Origin of the sequence: Stenotrophomonas sp. GD03654 (assembly GCF_029845105.1) — a bacterium.
In the GTDB taxonomy this organism is placed as follows: domain Bacteria; phylum Pseudomonadota; class Gammaproteobacteria; order Xanthomonadales; family Xanthomonadaceae; genus Stenotrophomonas; species Stenotrophomonas africana.
Genome location: NZ_JAOCLC010000022.1, coordinates 1 through 15683, shown reverse-complemented (window position 1 = coordinate 15683; position 15683 = coordinate 1). Strand labels below are relative to the sequence as shown.

Sequence of the window (15683 nt, the reverse complement as noted above, 5' to 3'; positions counted from 1 at the left end):
CATGTTCATGTGGAACAAAGATGATCTGAATCCCGAGCAGGAAGCAGCCATTCTGAAGCCAGGGAGCGTCTTTCTCATCGCTTGCCCGGGCAGCGGGAAAACGCGCACGCTCACCTACAAAATCGCCTATGAGTTGTCCAGGCTGAAATCGAACAAGCAGTTTGTCGTTGCCATCACTTATACGCACCGTGCCGCCGACGAAATCCACGAGCGCATTGAGAGCCTTGGGGTGGATACATCCCGATTATGGATAGGAACGATACATTCGTTCTGTCTTGAATGGATATTGAAACCGTACGGCATCTATCACGAAGCGTTGGATCGAGGCTTCCGTGTGATCGATCAGCATGAGCGCGAGAAAATCCTGGAGGCATTGTGCAAGCCTTACCAGAAGCCAAAAATAACATTCTGGGATTGTGAGTTTTATTACACCGAAACTGGATATGTGCTCTCCTGCCCACAAGATTGGAAGCATTCGGGTCTTCACGTCATATTGGGCAAGTATTTTGAGATTCTGCACGAAAGTCGGCAGCTAGACTTTGAGCTCATTCTTTACTATGCGTACCAACTGATCGCACGTCATCCTGCGATCAGCACTCTTCTGGCACAGTTGTTCTCTTTCGTGCTGATCGACGAGTATCAGGACACCAAACGAATTCAGTATTCGATCATCACCGCCATTCTGAAAGCTGGTCAAGGTGCGACCAAGGCCTTTATTGTCGGAGATCCTAACCAGGCGATTTATCAATCGCTTGGCGGATATCCGATTGCCTTCGAGGATTTCAAGGCGATGGCCAATATCGATTTGGACGAACTCGAACTGTCGCGGAACTACCGTTCTTCTGAGCGCATCATTGAGTACTTCGGAAACTACAACGTTCACAACACACGCATCGAAGCCGCATCCGAGGACAAGGCGTACCCAAGCCTTATTTCATTCGACGACACAGTGAGCAAAAATGATCTGGACGCTGAGCTCATCCGGCTCATCCGTTTCAACATTGAGACTATGGGCATCTCACCTCACGAGGTGTGCATTCTCGCGCCACAGTGGACGCATCTTGCAAGCATGACACGTCGTTTGGTCGCCAGCATGCCGGAGTACTCATTCGATGGCCCCGGTATGGTTCCCTTTGCACGGGACACAGAGAATTTCTGGTACAGGCTTTCTAAGATTGCACTTACTCAGGCATCGCCGGGAATGTATGTGCGCAGACTGCGGTGGGCCGGGGAGATTCTGAATGACCTAGAGGCGGCCGGGGCTAGCGTGTCGAAGCTCACGCGGAGGTCCTTGTTGAGGGAGTGCAATGCAATTAAGATCGATGAAACAGATGGTCTTACCTACTTGAGCGCATTTTTCGAGCGTCTGTTTGCAAACTTAGCAATCGACTTTCGCCTTTTCACGCTGCTTCAAGAGCATCACGTTGCCTTCTTCGATAGTTCGCAAGCCCGGGTAAATCGATTGAAGAGTGAAGGTAGCGAATTTATAGGCGATATTGAGACATTCAGGAAGGTATTTCAGCATAGGACTGGAATCACCATCTCGACGATACACGGCGTCAAGGGAGCCGAGTTCGATGCAGTGATCGCTTATGCATTATTAGAAGATATGGTGCCGCATTTCAATGATCCGAACGGTCAAGAAAGCGCGATGAAATTGCTGTATGTCATTGGTTCGCGGGCAAGGAAGAACCTGCACCTTGTTTCGGAACGAGGTCGAGTTCGCCAGTATTCTGGCGAAGAGTATCAAGTAACTCGCAAGCTTGCCTCATGCAGTTTTGGATACGATCAAATTCCATAGAAATCACGAGTAGCGCAACCGCGCTCTCTATGGGATGCCCTACAGCTTTGTTTAGCGTTTGGCTGAATCATCTGCGCGCGGCTCGCTCTGCATGCCCTGCTGTCGCCAGCTCAACATGCAAGCGGAGCGCGCAGGCCCGGATCACAGTGTCGGGCCGTGGAGGGCTGGCGAATGCCAGTCCCGTCAGGGATGAGCGAATAGCGAACGTGGAGCAGCGCGATCCACAAAGTGGAGACGCTCAAGGTTCCGTCGCTTACTATTTGGACTACGGCGAGTTGAGTAAAAAATATGAAAAATATCTTTGAAGAAATCAATGAATTTTCTTCGGAAAAAATCGCGTTATTCAGCTTTGGGAAATTTTGCTACGTCTTTCTTAATAAAGACCCGATCTTTGTCAAGAAATTGCTTCCCCTCATCCAAACCTCTCTGGCAAATGAGAGCTTTCAGGCAGACGTAATGCGTGCTTATACGGAGGGCTGCATGAATGAAAAGGCGGCCATTCTGAAAGAATTTGAAGCCAAACGCGACCATCCAAACGCAGCCAAGTTTTATGGGCCACAGCTTGATCTAGTGGACAAGCGATTGGCTATAAAGACAATCCAGCATTTAATGGACTACTTAAATAATTATCTCAACGAGTATCCGGGATCGCTAGAAATTCTCAACAATTCCTACAAGCATATCCATGACGAAGATGGTGTTTCGTACATAAAAGAAAATTACGCAAATTATCGCATTGGCTGCATTTTTTATTCCAAGCACCAATCAATCATGGGGAGGGCTGAGATGCTGGAGCTAAAATATTCCAAGGTAGTTGAACGTGAGTACGAGAAAATTGGAATTGACATAAGAAAGGAAGATGCTCAGTTCTCTAAATATAGTCTTGTCAGCCTGAACGAGAATATTCAGATATTCAACGACAAGGATAGTCAGACAATACGCGATGAACGCATAGGGCGACACTTCTGGATAAAAGTTCCGAGGAAGCTGCTTACCTCTATCGAGGAACTCATTGAAAAAGGAATGCTGTCCGAAATAGCATTCAGGATTGATTACGTCTCCGATTATGTCCCTGCAATGGAGGAGATGGAGTTTGGCGCTCCGTTGCGATTGAAAATATCTTCCCTTCCTAGATTGTCAAAGTTCTACTCCACCGATAAATATGAGAACAATCTATGGATTCACCATGACGCAGAGAAGCTAAGTTTGACTTTTGAAGAATTGATGGAGGACTTTGAGGTGGCAGGCGACGACGTCGTAACGCAAGTCATCCATCTTGAATACAGTTCAAAAGGCGATGATTTTTTTATAACTCACTTGGATCACGAATTTATCGTATATACGTTGGATAGCTATCAAGAAAGATTGAGCAATGCCAACATCAAGGGGCATAGAAAAATAAAGACATTCAAAATAGATAACTCAATGATCCCGTTTGATATAAATATTAGCGGGGATCTTTTTCTGTTTCAGGTTCTCGATTCGTATTTAAAAAATGATGACTTGATTCGTGAATATTTTGAAAAAATTAACTGACTTTATAGTTTGAGATATTTAATTAAAACAGCGATCGGCATAGAACATGGCGCTGCTGCCCGCGATAATCATGTGATTGGGCGCTCGCGCCCACTAGCCCCAGCGCATCCTTGAGCCGCAGGCCAGTTCCTTATCGGCCTATGGCGATTCCACACTAGCATGGAGCCTCGATAGAGCAAGAGATCCGTTGCCACATGCTCGTGCTGTGGTTTGGGTGTACGGTTGGACAGATGCTGCTGTCAGGACTTCTCGCCAGGCTGCCGCTGCTCGATCTGCAACCGCGCCCGTTCGGTCGCCTGCTGCAACCGCTCCCCCAGCACCGCACGCGGCGGCAGGGTCGTCAGGTATTCGGCTACGTGGATGCCCGACTTGTCCAGCTCCAGCAACTCGATCTGCTCTGACTTCTTGCCGGTACAAAGAATGATGCCCAGCGGCGAGGCTTCCTCCGGTTCGCGTTCGTGCTTGTCGAGCCAACGCAAATAAAGCTCCATCTGCCCCTTGTATGCTGCCTTGAACTCGCCGATCTTCAACTCCACCGCCACCAGCCGCCGCAGCTTGCGGTTATAGAACAGCAGGTCCAGGTGGAAATCCTCGTCGTCGATCTGGATGCGTTTCTGCCGGGCTAGGAAAGAGAAGCCCGCGCCCAACTCCAGCAAAAAAGACTCCATTTCGCGGATGATCGCGGCTTCCAGGTCGCCTTCCTGCCAGGTATCGCGCAGGCCCAGGAAGTCGAGGATGTACGGGTCGCGCATGACCAGCGCCGGCGACATGCGCTGCGCATCGCGCATCGCCGCCAGCTCTTGCGTGATCGTCTCGTCCGGCTTCTTGGACAGCGCCGTGCGCTCGTATAGCATCGAGTCGATGCGCTCGCGTAGCGTCCGCACGCTCCAGCGTTCGGCGCTGGCCATTTGCACGTAGTAGTCCCGCTGGAGCGGGTCTTTTAGCGGCAGCAGCGCCACGAAATGCGACCAGCTCAATTGTCGTGACAGCGTCACGACAATTGGCTCGTCCGAGAAGGTGGCGGCGAACTGCACCATCCGGCGCAGGTTCTTGTCCGCGAAGCTACGTCCGTAGTCGCGGACAAGCTGCGCCGCCAGGGTCGGCAGGATTTCGTCGCCGTACCCGGCCCGCTGCCCGGCAAGCACTTCCGTATGGATGCGCTGGCCAATGCGCCAGAACAGCAATGTCAGCTCGGCATTGACCGCCGAGGCGACGCGCTGGCGCGACGCTTCGATCAGTGCCCGGATGTCGCCCAGCAGCGCGGGCGGCGCTGCTGGCGCTGAGACGGATGCCTTGCGCCGGGTCATGCGGCCACCTCCTTGGCTCCCTGCATCCCGGTGATCGTCTTACGCCGATTCGCCACCAGTTCGGCCGCCTCTCGCACCGGCTTATCCTCGGTGTGGACGTAGCGCATGAACATGACGACGGTCTTGTGCGCCGTTAGCGCCATGCCGACCTTGACCGGGATGCCCGAATTGGCAATGTCGGTCGCCGAACGGTGGCGGATGCCGTGCGTGCCCACGTGCGTAGCGCCAGCCGCCTTGAGCGCACGGCTCCAGCCACCGTAATACTCGCCCGTGGTTAGATGCTTGCCAGCGTGGCTAGGAGAAGGCAGCACATAGCGGCTACCCTCCTGCCGGGGTGCCGTCGAGAGTAGCCGATAGGCTTCCTCGCTCATGGGCTTAGACATGCCGCCTGTCTTGCTGTCAGGCCAGACGACGCGCCGGTTCTGCAAGTCAACCCAGTTCCATTCCAGCGCGATGATTTCCGAGCGGCGGCCGGCGAACTCGAACTGCAGGCGGATTCCCAAAGGGATGACGTAGTTCTCCAGCCCCTCCGACTCGATCTTGTCGAGCTGTCGGAACAGGTTGCCCATTTCTTCGTCGCTGATGAGGTGAGTCGATTTGCCGGCAGGGAACATCGGGACGTGACGGCAAGGGTTGGTACCGTCGGGCCGATAGCCCCATACCTCGGCCATGTTGAACATCTTGCGCAAGACGCTGAATACCTTGTTCGCCTCGGTCTGCTTGTACGAAAGCTTTTCCATCAGTCCGGCGATTTCAGGACGCTTCACGTCCTGAACTTTCTTGCGTCCCAGCAGCGGAATAATGTTGCGATTGATGACAGCCTGATAGCCGGCTTGGGTGCTGAGCTTGTTGCGCTTCTTGGAGTAGTCCTCCATGAACTTCGTGCATAGCTCCTTGACCGTAGGTGCCTGGCGCGCCTCCGCCTTCTCTGCGGCGGGATCTCCGCCTCGGCGGACTTGGGCCAGCCATTCCTGCGCCAGCGACCGCGCCTGTTCGACGGTCAGCTCCCCGTACAGTCCTAGCGAGGGCTTGCGGCGCTCGCCAGCGTTCGTCCGGTACTGGAGCATGAACACCTTGCGACCCGCCGGGGTAATCTTGCACAGGAAGCCGGGGACCAGCGTGTCCCGGAGTTCGACGGCCTCTGCCTGGGGTTGCGCCGCATCGACAGCGGACTTAGTGAGTTTGATCTTAGCCATGATGACTCCTTGGAAAGACCTGGATTCCAAGGGCCGGATAGGAGTCAGGCGGTCGGAAGTCAGGTCAGGTTTCGGAAAGCACCGGCATATGTTGAACTCGCTTAAGTCATTGATAAACCTGCTGTATCGGGCTGTAGCGTAGTCCAGCGAATTTCGGTGCTGGAGTCATGGTGAAATAAAAAAACCCCCTCCCCGCTGGGCAGCCGGGGAAGGGGGTTTCAGGATGCGGCTATCGGGAAGTACTTAGATCAGCGGCGCCGGGGTTGCCGGCAGAGCGACCGGAGCGGCCTTCTTCTTGCGGGCGGCCGGCTTGCGCTTGGCAACCTTCTTCGCTGCCTTCTTCGGGGCAGCCTTCTTGGTGGCCTTCTTCGCGGTCTTCTTTACTGCCTTCTTGGCGGTCTTCTTGACGGCCTTCTTGGCAGTGGCCTTCTTCGCGACCTTCTTGGCCGGCTTGCGGGCCGTTGCCTTCTTGGCAGTCTTCTTGGTGGCCTTCTTGGCTACCTTCTTGACGGCCTTCTTCGCGGTCTTCTTGACGGCCTTCTTGGCAGTGGACTTCTTGGCTACCTTCTTCGCCGCCTTCTTCACTGCCTTCTTCGCAGTGGCCTTCTTGGCGACCTTCTTCGCAGCCTTCTTCACTGCCTTCTTGGCGGTCGCCTTCTTCGCGACCTTCTTCACCGCTTTCTTGGCGGCGGGCTTCTTCTTCGCAGCTTTCTTGGTTGCCATGGGATGGCTCCTCGTCAGTGATAGGGAGTTGAAACGCCCAGGTGGATCAAACCCGCTGATGCTGCGTGCGGGGACCGCCGGCGCGTCAGGCGCGCCGTTACGGATGCGGCGATGCCCGCCTCGATCGGCGGAGCGGGCATCGGAACGGGAGGTGCCTTGCATTTCTCCGGGGGAAGCGGGGCCATGTCCACCGTCATCTGGGTCGCGGTGGTCTTGAAGGGGCTGCTTCGCATCGGACGATTGATTCTGCGCACTCGGTTTGGCAGGCAAGGTCTGCTGAGGCGAAACCTAATCACGGTTTTTTTTACTGTCAACAACCCCCGCGAAAAATTTTCACATCCGCACCTTTCCGGACGCCGCCTGCGCCACCACCCTGCACGGCCTGCAACGACGGCGGAAGCGGCGCGCATGCGCGTTGCCTGCATCGATGTCGATGCAGGCGATGATCAAAAAACACTTGAAATAAGCACTCCGCGCAGATAGGCGCGGGTGAGGCGCAACAGCGCGAGCGCATCGTCGCTGGTCACCGGCACCGCCGCCAACGCCAGCACAACGGCACCGCAACGGGAGGCGAAAAGTTTTCACATCCGAGTGCGTCGGCGCGGGGTGGAAACGCGGATTTGCGCAAAACTGCGCACGCCCGTCGGCACCGTTCGTCTGTCGACTGATGCCACGCCGAGGGTGCGCAGCGAACCCCGCGTCATGAGTCCGACGCGGCCGCCAAAACAAAAACGGCCACCCGAAGGTGGCCGTTCCAGAGACCGGAAGTGACGACTCAGTGGTCGTCGTTTTCCAGGACTTCGGCGTACGCGTCCGGGTCCAGCAGCTCGTTGACCTCTTCGGCGTTGGTCAGTTCGACCACGAACATCCAGCCTTCGCCGTAGGCATCTTCGTTGATGGTTTCCGGCTTGTCGGACAGGGCCGAGTTGACCTCGACCACCTTGCCGCTGATCGGGCTGTAGACGTCCGAGGCGGCCTTCACCGACTCGACAACGGCGATCTGTTCACCGGCCTTGGCGTCGGCACCGACTTCCGGCAGTTCGACGTAGACCAGGTCACCCAGCAGGCCCTGGGCGTGGTCGGAAATACCGACGGTGACACGGCCATTGCCTTCGACACGGGCCCACTCATGGGACTTGAGGAACTTGAGGTCGCCGGGGATCTCGCTCATGGGACTGCTCCAGAGATATGCAGGGGTGGAAAAAACGGGGCTAGTGTAACCAACCGGCCGCCACTGCTGTCAGTGACGACCGGCATGTTCGGATCAGGCGTCGGCGAGCACACCGGGCTGGGCCTGGCCTTCGCGCACGAACGGGAACTTGACCACGCGCACCGGCACCTGCCGGCCGCGGATGTCGACGGTGACTTCGCCGAGCTCACCGGCCGGTACGCGGGCGAAGGCGATGCCCTTGGCCAGGGTCGGCGAGAAGGTGCCGGACAGGATCTCGCCCTGGCCGCCGGCGGTGGTCACCGCCTGGCCGTGGCGCAGCACGCCCTTCTCGTCCATCACCAGCCCGATCATCTGCCGCGCGGTACCGGCAGCCTTCTGTGCTTCCAGCACGTCGCGGCCGATGAAGTCTCGGCCTTCGTCCAGCGACACGGTCCAGGCCAGCGCCGCTTCATATGGACTGATCTCTTCGTCCATGTCCTGGCCATACAGGTTCATGCCGGCTTCCAGGCGCAGGGTGTCGCGCGCGCCAAGACCGGCCGGCTTCACGCCCGCCGCCAGCAGGCGGTTCCAGAACGCGACCACGGCGTCCTGCGGCAGCAGGATCTCGAAACCGTCCTCACCGGTGTAGCCGGTGCGGGCGACAAACAGCTCGACGCCGTCATCCGACTGCACCTGCAGGGCGGCGAAGCGGCCCAGCTTGGCCAGCGCTGCGCGGTCGCTTTCGCGGACCAGACCGATGACGATGTCGCGCGCCTGCGGACCCTGCACGGCGAGGATGGCCAGGTCCGGGCGCTGCTCGACGGAAACGCCGAACGGTGCGGCCTGCTCGCGCAGCCAGGCCAGATCCTTTTCGCGGGTGGAGGCATTGACCACCATGCGGAAGAAGTCGTCGCCCAGGTAATAGACGATCAGGTCGTCGATGACGCCGCCGCGCGGATTCAGCATGCACGAGTACAGCGCCTTGCCGGTCACCTTCAGCTTGTCGACCGAGTTGGCCAGCAGGCGGCGCAGGAACGGCTTGACCTGGTCACCGCGCAGGTCGACCACGGTCATGTGGCTGACGTCGAACACACCGGACTCGCGACGCACCAGGTGGTGCTCGTCGAGCTGCGAGCCGTAGTGGATGGGCATGTCCCAACCCCCGAAATCGACCATCTTGGCGCCAAGGGCGCGGTGGGTATCGTTGAGCAGCGTCTTCTGGGTCATGACCGGGTCCGGCAGCAGAGGAAACAAGAATCCCCATTATCCCAGATCGGTCGCCCGCAGGCGTGCCGCAGCGCAGCGCCGGAGCTGTAGAGCCGAGCCCATGCTCGGCGGCTCTTCGTGTGGGCGCCGAGCGTGGGCTCGGCTCTACAGGGGGCGGTCTGCAGCCTCGACCCGTAGCGTGCTGCCCTGCACCGCCACCACCCGCACCAGGCTGCCGGCCTGCAGTTCCGGACCACTGACCTGCCAGTACGCATCATCGATGCTGACCCGGCCCTGCCCGCCGATGATGCCCTGCTGCAAGGGCACCACCCGCCCGACCAGCTGTTCGGCGCGGCGGTTGAGCAACGGTGCATCGCTGGGCCGCGCCCTTGCCTTGCCCCAGCGCCGGTAGCACTGGATCGAGACCACGCTCAGCACGACGAAGGCAACGACCTGCCACAGCAACGGAATGCCGCTGAACACCGCAACCAATACGAACACGGCCGCTGCGCCGATGCCGATCCACAGCATGAACGCGCCAGGTGCCAACGCCTCTGCCGCGAACAGCAGCAGCGCCAACGCACCCCAACCGACGACTTCCCAGCGCATGTCAGCCTCCGAGCGGCGGCGACCGCTTGCCGGCGGGCTTGTTGTCCTGGCTGGCCAGCGCCTGCTTCGCCAGTTCGGCCACGCCCGCGATCGAACCGATCACGCCACTGGCCTCCATCGGCATCAGCACCAGCTTCTGGTTCGGCGAACTGGCCAGTTCCTTGAACGCTTCCACGTACTTCTGCGCGACAAAGTAGTTGATCGCCTGCACGTCGCCCTCGGCAATCGCCGCCGACACCACCTTGGTCGCCATCGCTTCGGCCTCGGCCAGGCGTTCGCGCGCCTCGGCATCGCGGAACGCGGCTTCGCGACGGCCTTCAGCCTCCAGCACGGTAGCCTGCTTTTCGCCATCGGCGCGCAGGATCTCCGACTGCCGTGAACCTTCCGCTTCGAGGATCTGCGCGCGCTTCTCGCGCTCGGCCTTCATCTGCCGCGCCATCGCATCCAGCAGATCGCGCGGCGGCTGGATGTCGCGGATCTCGATGCGGTTGACCTTCACGCCCCAGGGATTGGTGGCATGGTCGACCACGCTCAGCAGCTGGGCATTGATCACCTCGCGCTGGCTCAACGACTCGTCCAGGTCCATCGAGCCGATCACGGTACGGATGTTGGTCTGCACCAGGGCAATCATCGCCACTTCCAGGTTGGCCACCTCATAGGCGGCCTTGGCCGCATCCAGGACCTGGAAGAAGACCACGCCATCCACACGCACAGCGGCATTGTCCTTGGTGATCACTTCCTGGCTGGGTACGTCCAGCACCTGCTCCATCATGTTCACCTTGCGCCCGACGCCGTAGACGATCGGGATCAGGAAGTGCAGGCCCGGTGTCATGGTGTGGGTGTAGCGGCCGAAGCGCTCAACGGTCCATTCATACCCCTGCGGGACCATCCGCACCGCCTTGAACAGGATCACCACGGCCACGAAGGCCAGTACCACGGTAAAGAACATGGTCGGGAACATCGCGCTTTCCTTATCTATGTCGCCCAGGCCCCAGCATAGCGCGTGAGGGCGGTGGGCACAGCGGAGCTACCAGGGCACCCGCCGGCGCAGGATATCGGCGAACATCACCCAGTCGCCCATGAATGAATACAGCGGATGCCGGAAGGTCGCCGGACGGTTCTTCTCGAAGAAGAAATGGCCGACCCAAGCGAAAGCGTAGCCGCACAGCAGCGCCGCCAGCAGCAGCATCGGCTGCCCGCGCAGGAGGGCTGCCACGATCAGCAGCAGCACGCCGCAGCTGCCGATGAAGTGCAGCCGGCGCGATACAGGGTGGCGGTGCTCGCTGAGATAGAACGGATAGAACTCGCGGAAGCTGGCGAAGCGGGACATGCGCATGCTCCGGGAACCAGGGGCGCCCCCATCATGCACCATCGCTGACCTTGTAGAGCCGAGCCATGCTCGGCTTGCGCGCGCCAGCGCGGTCGGAAGGAGAGCGGCCGAGCCTGGCTCGACGCTACACCGATGAGGTGCGCGGGCCGAACATGATCACCGCCATGCCGGCCAGGCACAGCGCGGCACCGAGCAGGTCCCAGCGGCTGGGACGGATGCCATCGACCAGCCACAGCCAGAACAGCGCGGTGCCGATGTAGACGCCACCGTAGGCGGCATAGACCCGACCACTGGCGGTCGGATGCAGGGTCAACAGCCAGGCGAACAGGGCCAGGCTGGCGGCCGCCGGCAGCAGAAGCCAGATGCTGCCTTCCTTGCGCAGCCACAACCAGGGCAGATAGCAGCCCACGATCTCGGCCAGCGCGGTCAGCAGGAACAGGCCGAGCGTCTTCACGCCTTCTCCGCCGCCTTCGCGTGCTGCCACAGCGCTTCCTGCGCATCCAGGTCCAGTGTCGCCAACGCGCTGCCCTGCGCTTCGGCCTGCGCTTCCATCGCACGGAAGCGACGTTCGAACTTGTGGTTGGCCCCGCGCAGTGCCGCGCCCAGATCGATGTCGGCATGGCGCGCCAGGTTGGCGCAGACGAACAGCAGATCGCCCAGTTCTTCCTGCAGGCGCCCCTTGTTCGCGGCGGTGCCGTCGCGCTCGAATTCCTCGCGCAGCTCCTGCAGCTCCTCGGCGGCCTTGTCGAGCACCGGTAGCGGGCCAGGCCAGTCGAAGCCGACCTTGGCCGCGCGCGACTGCAGCTTCACTGCACGCTGCCATTCCGGCAGGCCGCGCGAGATGCCGGCCAGCGCGGAGGTATCCTGCTCGCCCTTGGCCGCGCGCTCGGCACGCTTGATCGCCTCCCAGTTGCGCGTCACGCCGTCGGCATCGTCAACGCTGACGTCGGCGAACACGTGCGGATGGCGGCGCTGCATCTTGTCGCTGATCGCGCGTGCGACCTCGGCGAAGGCGAAGGCGCCCTGCTCCTCGGCCATGCGCGCATGGAACACCACCTGCAGCAGCAGGTCCCCGAGTTCGTCGCAGAGATCATCCAGGTCGCCGCGGTCGATCGCATCGGCCACCTCGTAGGCTTCCTCGATGGTGTACGGCGCGATGGTCGCGAAGTTCTGTTCCAGGTCCCAGGGGCAGCCGCCCTGCGGATCGCGCAGGCGCGCCATGATCGCCAGCAGGCGCTCCAGTTCGTTGCTGGCTGCACTGCCGGTGGTGGGGATCTCGTGCGCGCTCATGCGGCCTCCAGGGTCAGTCGGACAACCAGTCGCGCCACGGCAGGCTGGTATCACCAAGGGCAATGAAATCGCCGTTCAACAGGGTCTCACGGCGGTTGTAGCGGAACGGCTTGCCGGTCGCCGCCGACAGCACCGCTCCGCCGGCGGCGTGCAGTACGCACTGGCCGGCGGCCGTATCCCATTCGGAGGTCGGGCCCAGTCGTGGGTAGACATCCAGGCCACCTTCAGCGATCCGGCAGAATTTCAGCGACGAGCCCTGCGCGATGGTCTCGATGCGCCCCATCCTCGCCAGCAGCGCTTCGGTTTCCGGTGAGCGGTGCGAGCGGCTGGCGGCAACGCGCAGCGGCGCGGTGGCCGGTGTGCGCGTACGCAGCACGGTGTCATGCAGGCCCTGCCGGCGATAGGCCAGCTCGCCACGCATGGCATGCCAGACGATGCCGGTCACCGGAGCCAGCACTACGCCGAAGGCCGGCGCCCCCTGGTAGATCAGCGCAATGTTGACGCTGAACTCGCCATTGCGCTTGATGAACTCGCGGGTACCGTCGAGCGGGTCGACGAGCCAGTACGCGCCCCAATGGCGGCGCTGCTCCCACGTGACCTGGGCCGACTCCTCGGACAGGATCGGCAGATCCGGGGTCAGCTGCTGCAGGCCCTGCTCGATGACCTGGTTGGCCGCCAGGTCGGCACTGGTGAGCGGGCTGTCGTCATCCTTGATCTGCACGTCGAAGCCATCGGAATAGACCTGCATGATGGCCTGTCCGGCTTGCTGGGCGATGGCGATGGCGGTCTCGCGCAGGTCCGTGGTCAGTTTGATCATCGCGTTCCCTGCAGCCACTGGCGGGCGATGAACAGCGCCGCCAGCGAGCGTCCCTCTGAGAAGTCTTCGCGCAGCATCAGCTGATCCAGCTCGGCCAGCTTCCACGGCACCACTTCCAGTTCTTCCGGCTCGTCGCCGGCCAGCTTTTCCGGGTACAGGTCCCGCGCCACCACCAGCCACGACTGGTGGCTCATGTAGGTCGGGGCCAGGGTCATCGCGCGCAGCACATCGACCCGGCGCGCGCCGTAACCGGCCTCCTCCTTCAGTTCGCGATCCGCGGCCTGCTCGGGGGTCTCGCCGGCATCGATCCGGCCCTTGACCAGCCCCAGTTCGTAGCGGTGCATGCCGGCTGCGTATTCACGTACCAGCAGCACCGTCTCGTCGTCGAGCATCGGCACCACCACCACTGCACCATGGCCTCGGCTGACCAGACGCTCGAAGCGGCGGCGCTCGCCGTTGGAGAACTCCAGGTCCAGGTGCTGGCGCTGGAAGGGGCCGTTCTCCTCATCGGTGATCCGATGGATGATCGGCAAGCGACGGCCGGCACGGTCATCGTTCATGCGGAATCTCCGCGGCGGCCGGCGCCTGCGCCGGGGCCGATAGAATGTGCAGGCAGCAACATGTTCATGAGCCCGAAATGCTAGCAGACCCAACCCCCTCTCCGCTGGCCCAGCACTGGCGGCAACGCGACCTGCAGGTGCTGTGGCACCCGTGCACGCAGATGCGCGAACACCCGCACACCCTGCCCCTGGTGCCGATCGCCCGTGGCGAAGGTGCATGGCTGATCGACCACGATGGCAACCGCTACCTGGATGCGGTCAGCAGTTGGTGGACCAACCTGTTCGGCCATGCCGAACCGCGCATCGGCGGGGCCATCGCCACCCAGGCCACGCAGCTGGAACAGGTCATGCTGGCCGGGTTCGGCCATGAGCCGGCCATCACCCTGGCTGAACGCCTGCTGGCACTGGCCCCGCGCCAACCTGGCCGCGAACCGCTGGCCAAGGTGTTCTACGCCGACAACGGCTCCGCCGGCGTGGAAGTGGCCCTGAAGATGGCCTTCCAGTATTTCCAGAACCGTGGGGAACCGCGGCGCACGCGTTTCATCGCACTGGAGAACGGTTACCACGGCGAGACCCTTGGCGCGCTGGCAATGGCGGACATCCCGCTGTACCGCCGCGTCTACGCGCCGCTGCTGGCCGAAGGCCTGTTCGCGCCCTCGCCCGACGCTTACCTGGCCGAGCCCGGCCAAAGTGCAGCGGATCGCGCGCGCCAGGCCGCCGATGGCCTGGCCACGCTGTTCGACCAGCATCCGGGCGAGATCTGTGCGGTGATCCTGGAGCCACGCCTGCAGTGCGCGGGCGGCATGCGCATGCATGACCCGGTGTACCTGCAGCGGGTGCGCGAACTGTGCGATGCGCACGGTGCATTCATGATCGCCGACGAGATCGCCACCGGTTTCGGCCGCACTGGCACCCTGTTCGCCTGCGAACAGGCTGGGGTGATGCCGGACCTGATGTGCCTCTCGAAAGGCCTGACCGGCGGCTTCCTGCCACTGGCCGCCGTGCTGGCGACGCAGGCGCTGTACGACGCCTTCCTCGACGACTCGCGCGAGCGCGCGTTCCTGCACTCGCACAGCTACACCGGCAACCCGCTGGCCTGCGCGGCCGCGCTGGCGACACTGGACATCTTCCGCGACGACGATGTGATCGCCCGCAACCGCGGTATCGCTTCGGTGATGGGTACGCTGGCGGCACCGTTCAACGACCATCCGCACGTGGCAGACGTGCGCCAGGCCGGCATGGTGGTGGCGTTCGAGCTGTCGCGCGACGGCAACAAACGCACGCCGTTCGACCCGGCCCTGCGGCTGGGCCTGCACGCCTACAAGGCCGCGCTGAAACGTGGCGTGGTGCTGCGTCCGCTGGGCGACGTGCTGTACTGGATGCCCCCCTACTGCGTGGATGACGAACAACTGGAGCTGCTGGCACATACCACGCTGGCAGCGATTGACGAGGCGATTGCATGCGCGTGACCCGCTGCCCCATCGACCTGGCGCTGCACAGCGGCCAGACCGTGACCCTGCCGGAAGAGACGGCCAACCACCTGGTACGGGTGATGCGCCTGCGCGAGGGCGATACCTGCGTGCTGTTCAACGGCGACGGTAACGACTACAGCGCGACGCTGACGGTGGCCGGCAAACGCGAAGTGCAGGTCCGCATCGACGCCGTGCAGGCCATCGCCAATGAATCGCCGCTGGCGATCACCCTGCTGCAGGGCATCGCCCGCGGCGAGAAGATGGACCTGATCCTGCAGAAGGCCACCGAACTGGGCGTGGCAGCGATCATTCCGGTCAACGCCGAGCGCACCGAGGTGAAGCTCGATGCAGCTCGCGCGGAGAAGCGCGTGGCGCACTGGAACAATGTTGTGACCTCGGCCTGTGGCCAGTCCGGGCGCGCGCGCATTCCGCAGGTGGGTTCGCCTCTGTCGCTGGCGCAGGCGACGGCAGCACTACCGGTGGATACGCTGCGGTTGACGCTGGACCCGCAGGGCGCGCATCGGCTGTCGACGCTGGACGCTGCACCCGCCGCGGGAATCGTGATTGCAATCGGTCCGGAAGGGGGGTGGTCGCCGCGCGACCGGGATCAGCTGGCGGCTGCAGGCTTCCAGGGCCTGCAGCTGGGCCCGCGCATCCTGCGTACCGAGACCGCCGGGCTGGCCGCG

The 15683-nt window shown here is 61.3% G+C and carries 17 protein-coding genes; 5 read left to right on the top strand and 12 right to left on the bottom strand.

Features of this window, described 5'->3' with window-relative positions:
• Position 1 precedes the first annotated feature (1 nt).
• Together N5J73_RS10235 and N5J73_RS10230 are read left to right on the top strand one after the other, a co-directional pair.
• Entirely contained in the window at positions 2-1801 is a 1800-nt protein-coding gene (locus tag N5J73_RS10235) for an ATP-dependent helicase (RefSeq protein WP_004883039.1), read from the top strand.
• Between the two features lie 288 nt (positions 1802-2089).
• Positions 2090-3337 carry a hypothetical protein gene (locus tag N5J73_RS10230; protein WP_004883036.1) on the top strand — a complete coding sequence of 416 codons (1248 nt, stop codon included), beginning with the start codon at positions 2090-2092 and terminating at the stop codon, positions 3335-3337.
• 239 nt (positions 3338-3576) lie between these two features.
• On the opposite strand, the gene N5J73_RS10225 is transcribed toward N5J73_RS10230, so the two are convergent.
• From N5J73_RS10225 to N5J73_RS10215, 3 genes are all read right to left on the bottom strand, one after another.
• Positions 3577-4644, bottom strand: a complete 1068-nt coding sequence (locus N5J73_RS10225; protein WP_004883035.1) for a PDDEXK nuclease domain-containing protein — start codon at positions 4642-4644, stop codon at positions 3577-3579.
• Entirely contained in the window at positions 4641-5840 is a 1200-nt protein-coding gene (locus N5J73_RS10220) for a site-specific integrase (RefSeq protein WP_004883034.1), read from the bottom strand. Before N5J73_RS10220 ends, N5J73_RS10225 begins: the two co-directional genes overlap by 4 nt.
• A 243-nt stretch (positions 5841-6083) precedes the next feature.
• Positions 6084-6563 carry a histone gene (locus N5J73_RS10215; protein WP_164078721.1) on the bottom strand — a complete coding sequence of 160 codons (480 nt, stop codon included), beginning with the start codon at positions 6561-6563 and terminating at the stop codon, positions 6084-6086.
• Between the two features lie 183 nt (positions 6564-6746).
• Between N5J73_RS10215 and N5J73_RS10210 the strand changes: the two genes are divergently transcribed.
• A complete protein-coding gene (locus N5J73_RS10210; RefSeq protein WP_152906648.1) occupies positions 6747-7046 on the top strand; it encodes a hypothetical protein in 300 nt (99 codons plus the stop codon).
• Positions 7047-7338: 292 nt separating this feature from the next.
• Here the strand turns inward: N5J73_RS10210 and gcvH are convergent, their stop codons facing one another.
• The 9 genes from gcvH to nudE all read right to left on the bottom strand — a co-directional run bounded on the left by gcvH (position 7339) and on the right by nudE (position 13525).
• Positions 7339-7734 carry a glycine cleavage system protein GcvH gene (gene gcvH, locus N5J73_RS10205; RefSeq protein ID WP_049445410.1) on the bottom strand — a complete coding sequence of 132 codons (396 nt, stop codon included), beginning with the start codon at positions 7732-7734 and terminating at the stop codon, positions 7339-7341.
• 93 nt (positions 7735-7827) lie between these two features.
• Complete coding sequence (gene gcvT, locus N5J73_RS10200) at positions 7828-8940, bottom strand: glycine cleavage system aminomethyltransferase GcvT (RefSeq protein WP_049445412.1); 1113 nt, start codon at positions 8938-8940, stop codon at positions 7828-7830.
• A 144-nt stretch (positions 8941-9084) separates the two neighbouring features.
• Positions 9085-9528 (bottom strand): NfeD family protein, encoded by a 444-nt coding sequence (locus tag N5J73_RS10195; RefSeq protein WP_049445415.1) that lies wholly within the window; start codon positions 9526-9528, stop codon positions 9085-9087.
• Position 9529: 1 nt separating this feature from the next.
• Positions 9530-10489, bottom strand: a complete 960-nt coding sequence (locus tag N5J73_RS10190; protein ID WP_049445418.1) for an SPFH domain-containing protein — start codon at positions 10487-10489, stop codon at positions 9530-9532.
• A 66-nt stretch (positions 10490-10555) separates the two neighbouring features.
• A complete protein-coding gene (locus N5J73_RS10185; protein ID WP_049445447.1) occupies positions 10556-10858 on the bottom strand; it encodes a DUF962 domain-containing protein in 303 nt (100 codons plus the stop codon).
• A 124-nt stretch (positions 10859-10982) separates the two neighbouring features.
• On the bottom strand, positions 10983-11312 hold the full coding sequence (locus N5J73_RS10180) for a YnfA family protein (RefSeq protein WP_049445449.1): 330 nt from the start codon (positions 11310-11312) through the stop codon (positions 10983-10985).
• Positions 11309-12148, bottom strand: a complete 840-nt coding sequence (mazG, locus tag N5J73_RS10175; protein WP_049445421.1) for a nucleoside triphosphate pyrophosphohydrolase — start codon at positions 12146-12148, stop codon at positions 11309-11311. The genes N5J73_RS10180 and mazG overlap by 4 nt, the downstream gene beginning before the upstream one ends.
• Before the next feature lie 13 nt (positions 12149-12161).
• Positions 12162-12965, bottom strand: a complete 804-nt coding sequence (cysQ, locus tag N5J73_RS10170) for a 3'(2'),5'-bisphosphate nucleotidase CysQ (RefSeq protein WP_049445424.1) — start codon at positions 12963-12965, stop codon at positions 12162-12164.
• Positions 12962-13525, bottom strand: a complete 564-nt coding sequence (nudE, locus tag N5J73_RS10165; protein ID WP_005418435.1) for an ADP compounds hydrolase NudE — start codon at positions 13523-13525, stop codon at positions 12962-12964. Before nudE ends, cysQ begins: the two co-directional genes overlap by 4 nt.
• Before the next feature lie 77 nt (positions 13526-13602).
• Between nudE and bioA the strand changes: the two genes are divergently transcribed.
• Together bioA and N5J73_RS10155 are read left to right on the top strand one after the other, a co-directional pair.
• Positions 13603-14994 carry an adenosylmethionine--8-amino-7-oxononanoate transaminase gene (gene bioA / locus N5J73_RS10160; protein WP_049445427.1) on the top strand — a complete coding sequence of 464 codons (1392 nt, stop codon included), beginning with the start codon at positions 13603-13605 and terminating at the stop codon, positions 14992-14994.
• Positions 14985-15683 (top strand): 16S rRNA (uracil(1498)-N(3))-methyltransferase (locus N5J73_RS10155; protein WP_279940902.1); only part of this gene is annotated, 699 nt, incomplete at its 3' end. The genes bioA and N5J73_RS10155, both read left to right, overlap by 10 nt.

Excerpts from the sequence above, each read along its gene's own strand:
- N5J73_RS10235 (WP_004883039.1), top strand. The coding sequence starts at position 2 with ATGTTCATGTGGAACAAAGATGATCTGAATCCCGAGCAGGAAGCAGCC.
- N5J73_RS10230 (WP_004883036.1), top strand. The coding sequence starts at position 2,090 with ATGAAAAATATCTTTGAAGAAATCAATGAATTTTCTTCGGAAAAAATC.
- N5J73_RS10225 (WP_004883035.1), bottom strand. The coding sequence starts at position 4,644 with ATGACCCGGCGCAAGGCATCCGTCTCAGCGCCAGCAGCGCCGCCCGCG.
- N5J73_RS10220 (WP_004883034.1), bottom strand. The coding sequence starts at position 5,840 with ATGGCTAAGATCAAACTCACTAAGTCCGCTGTCGATGCGGCGCAACCC.
- N5J73_RS10215 (WP_164078721.1), bottom strand. The coding sequence starts at position 6,563 with ATGGCAACCAAGAAAGCTGCGAAGAAGAAGCCCGCCGCCAAGAAAGCG.
- N5J73_RS10210 (WP_152906648.1), top strand. The coding sequence starts at position 6,747 with ATGTCCACCGTCATCTGGGTCGCGGTGGTCTTGAAGGGGCTGCTTCGC.
- gcvH (WP_049445410.1), bottom strand. The coding sequence starts at position 7,734 with ATGAGCGAGATCCCCGGCGACCTCAAGTTCCTCAAGTCCCATGAGTGG.
- gcvT (WP_049445412.1), bottom strand. The coding sequence starts at position 8,940 with ATGACCCAGAAGACGCTGCTCAACGATACCCACCGCGCCCTTGGCGCC.
- N5J73_RS10195 (WP_049445415.1), bottom strand. The coding sequence starts at position 9,528 with ATGCGCTGGGAAGTCGTCGGTTGGGGTGCGTTGGCGCTGCTGCTGTTC.
- N5J73_RS10190 (WP_049445418.1), bottom strand. The coding sequence starts at position 10,489 with ATGTTCCCGACCATGTTCTTTACCGTGGTACTGGCCTTCGTGGCCGTG.
- N5J73_RS10185 (WP_049445447.1), bottom strand. The coding sequence starts at position 10,858 with ATGTCCCGCTTCGCCAGCTTCCGCGAGTTCTATCCGTTCTATCTCAGC.
- mazG (WP_049445421.1), bottom strand. The coding sequence starts at position 12,148 with ATGAGCGCGCACGAGATCCCCACCACCGGCAGTGCAGCCAGCAACGAA.
- cysQ (WP_049445424.1), bottom strand. The coding sequence starts at position 12,965 with ATGATCAAACTGACCACGGACCTGCGCGAGACCGCCATCGCCATCGCC.
- nudE (WP_005418435.1), bottom strand. The coding sequence starts at position 13,525 with ATGAACGATGACCGTGCCGGCCGTCGCTTGCCGATCATCCATCGGATC.
- bioA (WP_049445427.1), top strand. The coding sequence starts at position 13,603 with ATGCTAGCAGACCCAACCCCCTCTCCGCTGGCCCAGCACTGGCGGCAA.